This is a genomic window from Pseudoflavonifractor sp. An176, assembly GCF_002160435.1.
GTDB classification, from domain to species: domain Bacteria; phylum Bacillota; class Clostridia; order Oscillospirales; family Oscillospiraceae; genus Enterenecus; species Enterenecus faecium.
In genome coordinates this window covers 1-12,561 of sequence record NZ_NFKO01000045.1, presented here as the reverse complement: position 1 = coordinate 12,561, position 12,561 = coordinate 1, and the positions used below count along the sequence as shown (strand labels likewise).

Below are 12,561 nucleotides of genomic sequence, written 5' to 3'. Positions count from 1 at the left end.
GCCCTCTCCCACCCCCTCCCAGGCCCCGGAGGCGGAGGAGATTCGGGCGGTGGACGTGACGGTGAGCCAGCTGCTGGACGGCTCGGCCCAGACCCTGGCCCAGCAGACGGGCTGTGACGCCGTGGTGGTTCAGGTCAAGGGCGAGTGGGGCAAGCTGCAGTGGCCCAGCCAGGCCGCTCTGGCCCGTCAGCTGGGCACGGTGTCCACCACCCAGAGCCTCACCCAGGCCCTCAGCGCTCTGTCCGCCCAGGACATCTACCTGGTGGCCCGGGTGGACTGCTTCCGGGACCAGGCTCTGGCCGCTGCCAACGTGGGCAGCAGTCTGCTGATGACCCGTGGCGGCAACCGCTGGTATGACTCCATGGGCATGAGCTGGGTCAGCCCGGTGAACACCCAGGTGCGGCAGTACCTGGTGGACCTGTGCGTGGAGCTGTCTGAGATGGGCTTTGACGAGCTGGTGCTGGACAGCGCCTACTTCCCCGACCAGGGCGAGGTGCACGTGCTGGCCCAGTCCACCAACTACCCCGACACCCGCACCACCGTGGTGGAGCAGTTCTGGCAGGAGGTCACCCAGGCCCTGGAGGGCAGCCAGGTCCGCCTCTCCGCCCAGGTGCGGGGAGACTCCCTGGTGGAGGGCGGGGTCACCAGCGGCATGACCCCCCAGCTGCTGGCCCAGTACACCCAGCGGGTGTGGGTGACCCTGAACAAGGCCACCACCCAGACCCAGGTGACCCGTGTGCTGACCCAGGCCGGGATTGACACCACCCGCCAACTGGTGGTCCAGGAGGCCGCCAGCGGCCAGACCATCTGGGAGTGAGCGACGAAAAGCCTCCCGGAGGGAGCCGCAAGCACGATCAGGGTTTGCATTCATCATTTTTCATTCTTCATTGTCCCATTTAGAGGAGAACCCCCATGACAGAGAAAATTGCCCCCCGCAAGTGGGTGCCTGAGTACGAGGGCACCCTGCGCAGCCACATGATTAAAATTCCCACCTGCATCTCCGAGTGCTCCGGCATCCGGGTATTCGGGCGGAGAATCAAATCCCTGGCTTTTACCACCGACGTGGCGGTGATCCGCAACATCAACGCCGACGCCGTCATGGCCGTCTACCCCTTCACCCCCCAGCCCGCCATCCACCGAGCGGTGATGCAGGCCGCCGACATGCCCGTGTTTGTGGGAGTGGGCGGCGGCGTCACCCGGGGTCTGCGGGTGGTGAACCTGGCCAACGACGCCGAGCACGAGGGTGCCTTCGGGGTGGTGGTCAACGCCCCCACCCAAAACGACGTGGTGCGTCGGCTCAAGCAGGTGCTGGACATCCCGGTGGTGGTCACCGTGGTGTCCCACAACACCGACATTGCCGCTCGGCTGGAGGCCGGGGCGGATATCCTCAACATCTCCGGGGCCCGGCACACCCCTGAGATCGTCCGGGCGGTGCGGGCGCAGTTCCCCAACGTCCCCATCATCGCCACCGGCGGACCCACCGACGAGAGCATTTTGGAGACCATCGCCGCCGGGGCCAACGCCATTACCTACACCCCGCCCAGCAGTGCGGATCTGTTCGCCGTTTCCATGCAGCGCTACCGCCAGGAACAGGGGGAAACCTGAGCCTTCCACATACCCGATTCCTTCAAACCCCCAAGGCGTACGCCCTGGGGGTTTCTTTTTGTGGAACATTAGTTAAATAGGTAGTAAAGTAGAAAAGAGATAAAAATAGAACGGAAAACACAAAAAACACAGGGATTTTACAAAAAGAAGTGTGGAACTTTTTCACCGAAAATCTTAAAAAACTATTGAACCGATTTGACAAATGTGGTACAATTTTAACATAATCGGGGATCATCTAACCAAGGAACCTGATGACCTTTGAGTCCCAGAAAGAGGTGAGATACTATGGCATTTGAAGCCATCCAGAAGGTGACCCAGACCGAGGAGGCCTCCCGGGGCCAGAAGGCGGAAGCTGCCGCCCAGGCCAAGCGGATTGTGGCGGACGCCCAGCGGGCTGGAAAGGCGCTGGTGGCCGAGGCCCGGGCCCAGGCCCAGGAGAAGGCCAAGGCCATGATGGCCCAGGCCGAGGAGCTGGCCGCCCAGCAGTCCCGCCAGGTGCTGGAGGGCAACGCCCAGGCCTGTGAGGCCATGAAGCGGCAGGCCCGCGGGCATCTGGAGCAAGCGGCGGACCTCATTGTTGGAAGGGTAGGTAAAAACTGATGGCAATCGTAAAAATGAAACGGCTGCGCCTGATGGGGATGCGGTCGGAGCGTGAGAGCCTGCTGCACCTGCTGCAAAAGCTGGGGTGTGTGGAGGTGGACGAGCCTGCCATTGATCTGTCCGATCCCCAGTGGGCGGCGGTGGGCAAGCCGGATGGACAGGGACTGGCCACCGCCCGGGAGCAGAGCAATCTGCTCAACCAGGCGCTGAACGTGCTGGCCAGGCACGTCTCTCTCAAGGGGGGGCTGCTGCGCCCCCGGCCCCGGCTGAGCCGGAAGGAGCTGTTCGACCAGGACAGCTACCGGCGGGGGCTGGACACCGCTCAGGCCATTGTGGACGGGGAGCGGGAGCTGGCCAACCTCACGGCAGAGCAGGGCAAGTTGCAAACTCAAAAGGCGGCGCTGGCCCCATGGCTGTCCCTGGATGTACCTTTGGAGCTGTCCGGGGATGAGAACATTGCCGTGATCTTCGGCACCATCCCCGCCCGGGCGAATTACGCCGCCATGGAGGCGGCGGTGACCCAGGCCAGTGACTTGACCAGCCTGACCTATGCCAGCGCAGACCGAGACTTGCAGTACTTCCTCCTCATCTGTCACAGCGATGTGGAGGAGCTTTGCTGTGAGACCATGCGGGAGTTTGGCTTCTCCCGCTCCAACCTCCGGGGCTGGACAGGGACGGCGGCGGACAATGACCGGCAGCTGGACAACCAGCTGGCGGTGGTGGCCCAGAAGATGGATGAGGCCAAAGAGCACATCGCCTCCTTTGCCCCCCACCGGGACGCTCTGCGTCTGTGCCTGGACCGGGTGGCTCAGGACATCGCTCGGGAGGAGGCCAAGGGTCGACTGGTGGATTCGGAATGTGCCTTCTATCTGGAGGGCTGGGTGCCCGACCCCGACGTAGAGGCGCTGGGACAGGCCCTGAGGGGCTATGTCTGCGCCTGGGACATCCGGGCGCCGGAGCGGGAGGAGTATCCCACGGTGCCGGTGAAGCTCAAGAGCAACCGGCTCACCGAGCCGCTGACCACCATTACCACCATGTACTCCCTGCCCGCCTATGACGGAGTGGATCCCAATGGGCTGATGATGCCCTTTTATGTGTTTTTCTTTGGCTTTATGTTTGCCGATTTGGGCTACGGCCTGATCCTGGCCGCCGTCACCGCATTCATCCAGTGGCGGATCCGTCCCAAGGGGGGATTCGGTCAGCTGGTGCGGCTGATGATCATGTGCGGCATTTCCTCTGCGGTGATCGGCCTGCTCACCGGTGGCTTTTTCTCCGACTTTTTGGTGCAGTTTACCGGGATGCTGGGCTTGCCCCAGCCGGTGATTCCGTTTTTGTCGGCGCCCGAGGGCAGCGGCGTACCCGGCCCGCTGCTCAACGTCATGGGCGATCCCATGAGTGTGCTGGTGTTCTCCCTGGTGGTAGGCCTGGTTCAGATCGTGGTGGGCATGGCGGTGAAGTTCTGGATGCTGTGCCGGGACGGCAAGGTGCTGGATGCGGTGCTGGACGTGGGATCCTGGTGGGTCATCTTTGTGGGCATCGCCCTGTTTGCCTTGGGCATCGGCAATGTGTCGGGCTACCCGGTGGTGCTGATCGTGGGCTGTTTGATGCTGCTGGGCCAGGCCCGGGGGGCCAAGGGCATCGGCGGGAAGCTGGGTGCGGTGATCGGTGCGGTGTACAACGGTGTCACCGGCTATTTTGGAGACATCCTCTCCTACTCCCGCTTGATGGTGATGATGTTGGCCGGCTCGGTCATCGGCCAGGTGTTCAACATCCTGGCGGCCATGCCCGGCAGCGGGCTGCCCCCGGCGCTGGGGATCCCAATTTTCTTCATCATCTTCCTGCTGGGACATAGCTTCAACATCGGGCTCAATGTCATTGGTACCTATGTACACACGTCCCGACTGCAATATCTGGAATTTTTCAAACAATTTTATCAGGAAGGCGGACGTCCCTGGCGTCCGTTGGAAATCAACACCAAGTACGTCGATATTGAGGAGGAAAAATAATATGTATATCAGCGAATTTCTGACCATGTATGCCGGTCCCTTCTTTGGATTTCTGGGTGCTGCTCTGGCTGCAGGCCTGGCCTGCGTCGGTTCCGCCAAGGGTACCGGTCTGGCCGGTGAGGCCGCCGCCGGCCTGTTGTCCGAGGATCCCTCTCAGTTCTCCAAGTGCATGATCCTGCAGGTCATCCCCGGCACCCAGGGTCTATACGGCCTGGTCATCGGCTTTTTGGCCCTGATGAAGATGGGCCTGTTTGACGGCACCGTGGCCCAGCTGAGCGTGGCCAACGGCCTGCTGATTCTGGCCGCCTGCCTACCCATGGCACTGGGTGGTCTGCTCTCCGGCATTGCCCAGGGCCGTGTGGCCGCCGCTTCGGTGAACATCGTGGCCAAGAACCCCAACGACTGGTCCAAGGGCATGGTGCTGTGTATCATCGTGGAGTTCTACGCCATTTTGTCCCTGCTCATCTCCTTCCTGATGATCATGTTCGGCTTCTGAGCTGAGAGGTAGACTATGGACGGAATCAAGAAGATCATAGACCGCATCAGCAGCGATGCCCAGCGGGAAATCGACGACGTGCTGGCAGCGGCCCAGGCCGAGGCGGAGAAGATCACCGCTGAGTATCAGGCTCAGGCCAAGGCCGAGGCCGACGACATCCTGGCCCGGGGCGAGAAGGCTGCTGCCGAGCGGGGCGAGCGGCTGGCCAGCGTGGCCCAGCTGGAGTGCCGCAAGGAAGTGCTGCGGGCCAAGCAGGAGGTCGTGGAAGAGGCCTTCCAGCTGGCCATGAAAAAGCTCACCCAGCTGCCCCAGGAGAAGTGCGTGGCTCTGCTGGCCGATCTGGCCGCCCAGGCTGCCTCCAAGGGCACCGAGGCCCTCATCTTCTCCGCTGCCGATCGGGCCCGGTTGGGCAAGGCGGTGGTGGTGGCCGCCAACCAGAAGCTGGGGGACAAGGGCCAGCTGACCCTGTCCCAGGAGACCCGCCCCATGCAGGGCGGCTTCATCCTCAGCGACGGGGTGGTGGAGGTCAACTGCACCTTTGAGACCCTGGTGCGGCTGCAGCGGAACACCCTGTCCACCCAGGTGGCAGACGTGCTCTTCGGTTGATGCAGACCCTTTCACACATCATTTCAGAAAGGGGGAAATCAACCATGTCACACGAGAAAGATTTGGATTATTTGACCATATCCGCCCGCATCCACGCCATGGAGAACCGACTGCTCAACCATGAGCGCATGGAGCGGATGATTGAGGCCCGGGAGCTTTCCGAGGCTGCCAAGGTGCTCACCGAGTGCGGATATGAAGACCTGGGGCAGGTGACGGCAGGGGGCATTGAGGAGATGCTCTCCAAGGCCCAGACCGACCTGTTCCACGATTTGAGCAGTGCTGTGGGCAACCGGGCGCTGCTGGATGTGTTCCGGTGCAGCTACGACTACCACAATGCCAAGGTGCTGGTGAAGGGGGAAGCCCTGGGGTCAAACCAGGAGTCCCTGCTGGTGGGGGGCGGCCGGTACGACCCCCGCCGTCTGGCGGAGGACTACAGCCGGGAGGATCTGCGGGGCTGCTCCGACATCTTCCGCCGGGGTGTGGCCCGTGCCCGGGAGACCCTGGGTGCCACCGGCGACCCCCAGCTGTCCGACTTCATCCTGGACCGGGCCTACTTTGAGGAGCTCACTGCCATGGCCCGTCAGGCGGACAGCAAGTTCCTGGAGGGCTACGTGGCCCTGACCATTGACGTGGCCAACCTGCGCTCCTGCGTCCGGGCATCCCGGCTGAACAAGGGCATGGATTTTCTCCAGCAGGTGCTGGTGCCCGGGGGCAATGTCCCCGCCCGTACCCTGGCCACTGCCCGGGGGGACGAGCTGGCGGGCCTGTTCCGCACCAGTCCCCTCTCCCAGGCCGCTGCCACGGGCTCCGCTCTGTCCGCCCCCGGCTCCGGGGCGCTGACCGACTTTGAGCGGCAGTGCGACGATGCCGTCATGGACTACCTGGGGGCAGGCCGCCGGGTGGCCTTTGGCGAGCAGCCCATTGTGGGCTACCTCTACGCCCGACAGGCGGAGATGACCGCCATTCGCATCATTTTGTCCGGCCGTATGGCGGGCCTGGACGGAGACACCATCCGGCAGCGTCTGCGCCGGACCTACGGTTAAAGGAGGGGAAGGGACATGGCTCGTTATCAGATCGCCGTCATCGGCGACAAGGACAGCGTGTTGGGCTTCAAGGCCTTAGGGCTGGCCGCCTTCCCGGTGGACAGCGTGGACCAGGCCCGCACCACCCTCCACACCATCGCCAAGGAGAACTACGGGATTATCTATCTCACCGAGACCCTGGCGGCCAGTATGGACAGCGACATCGCCCGCTACAAGGACGCCCTGACCCCTGCCATCATTCTCATTCCCGGCAAAGAGGGCAGCCAGGGCATTGGCATGCGCAACATCAAGAAGGCAGTGGAGCGTGCCGTAGGCGCAGACATTCTTTGATGGGGCAATCCCTCGCCATGACGGCTGCGGTTCTGACGGGCCCTTTTGCGCCATACCATCGTTGTGACTTTTTGAAATCCACAAAGGATTTCTGCAAAGCCACGCCTCGGTCTGACACAAAATTGCTCCGTCATACCACTTGCCGTTATGTCTCGGCATTGCCATGGCGTGTTTGAATACACAAAAATCAAAACCTAGAAGGAAGGTTTCGACGATATGGGTAAAGTAGTTAAGGTCTCCGGCCCCCTGGTGGTGGCCACCGGCCTGTCGGACGCCAACATGTCCGACGTGGTCCGTGTGGGTCCCCAGCGCCTCATCGGTGAGATCCTCACCATGAACGGGGATGCCGCCTCCATTCAGGTCTATGAGGAGACCTCCGGCCTGGGCCCCGGCGCCGAGGTGGTAACCACCGGTTACCCCATGAGCGTGGAGCTGGGCCCCGGCATGATTGAGAATATCTACGATGGAATCCAGCGACCCCTGGAGGAGATCATGAAGAAGGTGGGGGGCAACAACCTGCCCCGTGGCGTGGAGGTTCCCCCCATTGACCCCGAGAAGCTGTGGGAGTTCACTCCCGTGGCCAAGGTGGGCGATCAGGTGGAGGGCGGCGATGTCATCGGCACCGTCCCCGAGACCCCCGTGGTGCTCCACAAGATCATGGTGCCCCCCTACCTCAAGGGCACTCTGAAGAGCGTCACCCCCGCTGGCTCCTACAACGTGAAGACCGTGGTGGCTGTCCTGACCCGTGAGGACGGCACCGACGTGGAGATCACCATGAGCCAGCGCTGGCCCGTGCGTGTGGGCCGTCCCTATAAGCGCAAGTATCCCCCCGTCCGTCCCCTGTCCACCGGACAGCGGATTGTGGACACCTGCTTCCCCGTGGCCAAGGGCGGCACCGCCGCCATCCCCGGCCCCTTCGGCTCCGGCAAGACCGTGATGCAGCACGCCGTGGCCAAGTGGTCTGACGTGGACATCGTCATCTACATTGGCTGCGGCGAGCGTGGCAACGAGATGACCGACGTGCTTCGTGAGTTCCCCGAACTCATCGACCCCCGCACCGGCGAGTCCCTGATGAAGCGGACCGTGCTCATTGCCAACACCTCCGACATGCCCGTGGCTGCCCGTGAGGCCTCCATTTACACCGGCATCACCATCGCCGAGTACTTCCGTGACATGGGCTACGACGTGGCCGTCATCGCCGACTCCACCTCCCGCTGGGCCGAGGCTCTGCGTGAGATGTCCGGCCGTCTGGAAGAGATGCCCGGCGAAGAGGGCTACCCCGCCTACCTGGCCTCCCGTCTGGCCCAGTTCTACGAGCGGGCCGGCTCCGTGTCCTGCCTGGGCAGCGACGACCGCCGTGGTTCTCTGACCGCCGTGGGCGCCGTGTCCCCTCCCGGCGGCGACCTGTCCGAGCCCGTCAGCCAGGGCACCATGCGTATCGTCAAGGTGTTCTGGGCTCTGGACGCCCAGCTGGCCTACAAGCGCCACTTCCCCGCCATCAACTGGCTCAACTCCTACTCCCTGTACCTGGACTCCCTGAAGCCCTGGTTTGACGAGAATCTGGGCCCGGAGTTTATGGCCAACCGGGAGCAGGCCATGAGCTTGCTGCAGAGCGAGGCCAGCCTCAACGAGATTGTGCAGCTGGTTGGTAAGGACTCCCTGTCCCCCAATGACCAGCTGACCCTGGAGTCCGCCCGTATGGTGCGTGAGGACTTCCTCCAGCAAAACTCCTTTATGGACGTGGACTCCTACTCCAGCTATGACCGCCAGGCCCAGCTGCTGGCCATGATTCTGAACTATGACAAGCTGTGCCGGGCCGCCATCGCCAAGGGCGCTCCCACCATGGAGCTGTTTGGCATCCCCGCCCGGGAGCGCATTGGCCGCGCTAAGTCCGTGCCCGTGGAGCAGTACCAGCAGGAGTACGCCGACATCCGGGTGCAGATGGAGCGGGAAATCGACGAAGTTGTGGAAAAGGCGGGTGATACCCTGTGATTCGTGAATATAGAACCATTCAGGAGATCGTCTCTCCCCTGATGATGGTGAAGATGGTGGAAAACGTCACCTATGACGAACTGGTGGAGGTCGAGCTGCCCGACGGCGGCATCCGCCGTGGTAAGGTGCTGGAGGTCAACGGCGACACCGCTGTGGTGCAGCTGTTCGAGTCCGCCGCCGGCATCAACCTGGCCCAGTCCAAGGTGCGTTTCCTGGGCCACCCCCTCCAGCTGGGTGTGTCCGGCGACATGCTGGGCCGTGTGTTCAACGGCATGGGCCGTCCCATTGACGGCGGCCCCGAGATCCTGGCCGAGGAGTACCGGGACATCAACGGCCTGCCCATGAACCCCGCCGCCCGGGACTACCCCAACGAGTTCATCCAGACCGGTGTGTCCACCATTGACGGTCTGAACACCCTGGTGCGTGGCCAGAAGCTGCCCATCTTCTCCGGCTCCGGTCTGCCCCACGCCCAGCTGGCCGCTCAGATCGCCCGTCAGGCCCGTGTGTTGGGCGACGACGCCGGCAACTTCGCCGTGGTGTTCGCCGCCATCGGTATCACCTACGAGGAGTCCGAGTACTTCGTCCAGGAGTTCAAGCGCACCGGCGCCATCGACCGCACCGTGCTGTTCACCAACCTGGCCAACGACCCCGCCGTGGAGCGTATCTCCACCCCCCGTATGGCCCTGACCGCCGCCGAGTATCTGGCCTTTGAGAAGGGTATGCACGTGCTGGTCATTTTGACCGACATCACCAACTACGCCGAGGCCCTGCGTGAGGTGTCGGCTGCCAAGAAGGAAGTGCCCGGCCGCCGTGGCTTCCCCGGCTACCTGTACACCGACCTGGCCACCATGTACGAGCGTGCCGGCCGTCAGCTGGGCAAGCCCGGTTCCATCACCATGATCCCCATCCTCACCATGCCCGAGGATGACAAGACCCACCCCATCCCCGACCTGACCGGATATATCACCGAGGGCCAGATCATCCTCTCCCGTGCCCTCTACCGCCAGGGCATCAATCCCCCCGTGGACGTGCTGCCCTCTCTGTCCCGTCTGAAGGACAAGGGTATCGGCGAGGGCAAGACCCGCGAGGACCACGCCAACACCATGAACCAGCTCTTTGCCGCCTACTCCACCGGTAAGGACAACAAGGAGCTGATGTCCATTCTGGGTGAGGCCGCTCTGACCCCCACCGATCTGCTGTACGCCAAGTTCGCCGATGAGTTTGAAAAGCGCTATGTCAACCAGGGTTATGAGACCAACCGCTCCATTGAGGAGACCCTGGACCTGGGTTGGGAGCTGCTGTCCATCCTGCCCAAGGCGGAGCTCAAGCGCATCAAGCCGGAGTATATCGACAAGTACCTGCCCAAGAAGGAGGGATAAACAATGGCTGCCACCGTTGTCAATCCCACCCGAATGGAGCTCACCCGCTTAAAACGCAAGCTGAAGACCGCCCAGCGGGGCCACAAGCTGCTCAAAGACAAGCGGGACGAGCTGATGAAGCAGTTTCTGGACACCGTGCGGGAGGTGCGCGCCCTGCGCAGCCAGGTGGAGGAGGAGCTGATGCGGGTGCACGGCTCCTTCACCGTGGCCTCCGCTCTCATGAGCGGGGCGGCCATGGAGCAGGCGCTGATGTACCCCAAGCAGAGCGTGGAGCTGGACATGAGCTTCCGCAATGTGATGAGCGTCAACGTGCCCACCTACACCTACAAGACCCGCACCAGCGACACCTCGGACATCTTCCCCTACGGCTTTGCCACCACCTCCGGCGAGCTGGACTCCGCTGTGGAGGCCCTGGGCGATGTGTTCCAGTCCATGCTCAAGCTGGCCCAGATTGAAAAGACGGCCCAGCTGCTGGCCGAGGAGATCGAAAAGACCCGCCGCCGGGTCAACGCCCTGGAATACGTGATGATTCCCAACACCCAGGAGGCCATCCGGTATATCACCATGAAGCTGGATGAGAACGACCGCTCCACCACCACCCGATTGATGAAGGTGAAGGACATGCTGCTCAAGCAGGCCCTGGAGGAGCAGAAGGCCCGGGATGCTGAGGCTTTGCAGAACTTCCAATAAGAGCAAAAAACAAGGTGCCTATTTTGGCACCTTGTTTTTTGGACTGGAAGCCATCCCCGCTGGGCATTGACAACCAGGGAAGGGGTGGCTATAATGAACATGAAAAGGGCGCTGTTGCATGACGGTTAGCCCCAAGAGATTCGTTCAACTAATGTTGACCGCTCGGGTGCAGCCGGGCGGTCAACACACTTTTTATGTGAAAATCAAAGGGAGATGCAAGGCCAGCCTTGCATCTCCCTTTTTTACCGTTTCATTATCCCACAAAGGCATCCAGTAGCTTCAAGGTGCTCAGCACGCCCTTTTTGTGGCTGCGCTCGTAGCCGTGGGAGGCGAAGACACCAGGGCCGATGAGGCCGTGGCGCACCTCGTACCCGGCGGAGAGGGTGGCGTCGGCGTCCGAGCCATAGTTGGTGAAGATGTCCACGGCGTAGTCTGCGCCGCCCTTTTTGGCCGCTTCAATGAGCTGGCTGGTGAGGGCGTAGTCATAGGGGGAGCGGCCGTCCTTGGCGCAGATGGACACCTTGCGCTCCTCGCCCTCCAGGTTGTCGCCCACGCAGCCCATGTCCACCGCCACCACGTCGGTGATGCCAGCGGGGACGGAGGTGGAGCCGCCGTGGCCCACTTCCTCGTATCCGGTGAGGTGGAGCCACACCGGCCGGGAGGGGGTCACGTCCCCATGGGCCACCTGGCGGGCCAGGGCCAGGAGGATACCAGCAGACAGCTTATCGTCCAAGAAGCGGCTCTTGATGTACCCCGAGGGGGTGACGGTGGTGCGGGGGTCAAAGCACACCACATCCCCGTTGGAGATGCCCAGGGCCTTCACGTCCTCCCGGCTCTCCACCTCTTCGTCCAGCACCACTTCCATGGTGTCGAAGGTGCGGGGGGTGTCGGCGTAGTCGGGGTTGACGTGGGCAGAGGGATTGTGGAGCTGGAAGGTGCCGGTGTACACCTTGCCATCCCGGGTGCGGATGCGCACATTCTCCCCCTCGCAGTTGTGGGGGCGCAGGCCGCCCACGTTGACAATGTGGATGCGGCCTTCTCCGGTGATGCGGGAGATCATGCCGCCCAGGGTGTCCAGGTGGGCCAGCAGCAGCAGGCCGTTGTCCTGTGGCAGGTTGGGGGTGAGGTTTACCAGAACGGCCCCTTTCCGGGTGTATTGAGGTTCAAAACCCAGGTCTTTCAGATGATTGTATGCATATTGTGCCACCGTTTCGGTGTAGCCGGAGGGGCTGTCAATGGCCAGCAGGGCCAGAGCCTGTTCCACGGCGTCATTTACTACGTGTTCCACACAGATCGCTTCCTTTGTTGAAAAAGTCCGGCGGCCGAATGCCGTCGGACTTTAGTATAGCATGGTGTCGGGGGAATGTGCAAGGTCACATCCCGGTCTGTTCCAGCAGTTGGCGCAGCAGGGCCGCCCGCTTCACGCCCTCCTGGGCCAGTTGGCCATAGAGTTGGGCAAGGTCGGGGCTGCCCGCCTTGGCCCGGCAGGTCTGGAACTCCTGGGTGAGGGCCTGGTTGCGCTGATAGAGCTGGCGCAGGCCCCCTACGTAGGTGGTCATCCGGGGGGCGGTGAGCTGGGCCACGGGCCAATAGCGCACCCCGGATTGGAGAAAGTAGGCCGCCGAGAGCTGCTTGGCCTGCTGGTGGAGCTGGGCGGCCACGTTGGACATTTGGCGGCTCTGCTTGCCTGCCCGGCGGCTGAGCAGTCGGGCCAGCTGCCACTGCTCCAGGCTGTCCAGCACTTGCTGGCGCAGACAGCAGGTCTTGGGCTGAGGTTGAGGTCTGGGGGGCGCTGGGTGGGGCCGCTGAGGGGG

General features: G+C 62.8%; 12 protein-coding genes and 1 pseudogene. 11 read left to right on the top strand and 2 right to left on the bottom strand.

The window, feature by feature from the left end:
* The 11 genes from B5F12_RS11090 to B5F12_RS11040 form a co-directional block, all read left to right on the top strand.
* Window positions 1-817 (top strand): putative glycoside hydrolase (locus tag B5F12_RS11090; RefSeq protein ID WP_087234382.1); only part of this gene is annotated, 817 nt, incomplete at its 5' end.
* A 95-nt stretch (window positions 818-912) separates the two neighbouring features.
* Entirely contained in the window at window positions 913-1,605 is a 693-nt protein-coding gene (locus tag B5F12_RS11085; protein WP_087234380.1) for a hydrolase, read from the top strand.
* Window positions 1,606-1,890: 285 nt separating this feature from the next.
* Window positions 1,891-2,205 (top strand): hypothetical protein, encoded by a 315-nt coding sequence (locus tag B5F12_RS11080; RefSeq protein WP_087234377.1) that lies wholly within the window; start codon window positions 1,891-1,893, stop codon window positions 2,203-2,205.
* Complete coding sequence (locus B5F12_RS11075; RefSeq protein ID WP_087234375.1) at window positions 2,205-4,211, top strand: V-type ATP synthase subunit I; 2,007 nt, start codon at window positions 2,205-2,207, stop codon at window positions 4,209-4,211. The genes B5F12_RS11080 and B5F12_RS11075 overlap by 1 nt, the downstream gene beginning before the upstream one ends.
* A gap of 1 nt (window position 4,212) precedes the next feature.
* Window positions 4,213-4,707 carry a V-type ATP synthase subunit K gene (locus B5F12_RS11070; RefSeq protein ID WP_087234373.1) on the top strand — a complete coding sequence of 165 codons (495 nt, stop codon included), beginning with the start codon at window positions 4,213-4,215 and terminating at the stop codon, window positions 4,705-4,707.
* Window positions 4,708-4,722: 15 nt separating this feature from the next.
* A complete protein-coding gene (locus tag B5F12_RS11065) occupies window positions 4,723-5,313 on the top strand; it encodes a V-type ATP synthase subunit E (RefSeq protein WP_087234371.1) in 591 nt (196 codons plus the stop codon).
* Window positions 5,314-5,357: 44 nt separating this feature from the next.
* The gene (locus B5F12_RS11060) at window positions 5,358-6,356 is read left to right on the top strand and encodes a V-type ATPase subunit (RefSeq protein WP_087234369.1); all 999 of its coding nucleotides are present in this window, start codon (window positions 5,358-5,360) and stop codon (window positions 6,354-6,356) included.
* Between the two features lie 15 nt (window positions 6,357-6,371).
* Window positions 6,372-6,686, top strand: a complete 315-nt coding sequence (locus B5F12_RS11055) for a V-type ATP synthase subunit F (protein ID WP_087234367.1) — start codon at window positions 6,372-6,374, stop codon at window positions 6,684-6,686.
* 216 nt (window positions 6,687-6,902) lie between these two features.
* Window positions 6,903-8,678, top strand: coding sequence for a V-type ATP synthase subunit A (locus tag B5F12_RS11050; protein WP_087234365.1), 1,776 nt, complete (start codon window positions 6,903-6,905; stop codon window positions 8,676-8,678).
* Complete coding sequence (locus tag B5F12_RS11045; protein ID WP_087234362.1) at window positions 8,675-10,057, top strand: V-type ATP synthase subunit B; 1,383 nt, start codon at window positions 8,675-8,677, stop codon at window positions 10,055-10,057. The genes B5F12_RS11050 and B5F12_RS11045 overlap by 4 nt, the downstream gene beginning before the upstream one ends.
* A gap of 3 nt (window positions 10,058-10,060) precedes the next feature.
* Window positions 10,061-10,747, top strand: a complete 687-nt coding sequence (locus tag B5F12_RS11040) for a V-type ATP synthase subunit D (RefSeq protein ID WP_087234360.1) — start codon at window positions 10,061-10,063, stop codon at window positions 10,745-10,747.
* 253 nt (window positions 10,748-11,000) lie between these two features.
* On the opposite strand, the gene B5F12_RS11035 is transcribed toward B5F12_RS11040, so the two are convergent.
* Complete coding sequence (locus tag B5F12_RS11035) at window positions 11,001-12,035, bottom strand: M42 family metallopeptidase (RefSeq protein ID WP_343286321.1); 1,035 nt, start codon at window positions 12,033-12,035, stop codon at window positions 11,001-11,003.
* Window positions 12,036-12,120: 85 nt separating this feature from the next.
* Window positions 12,121-12,561: pseudogene (locus B5F12_RS11900) on the bottom strand (hypothetical protein); the annotation flags it as partial.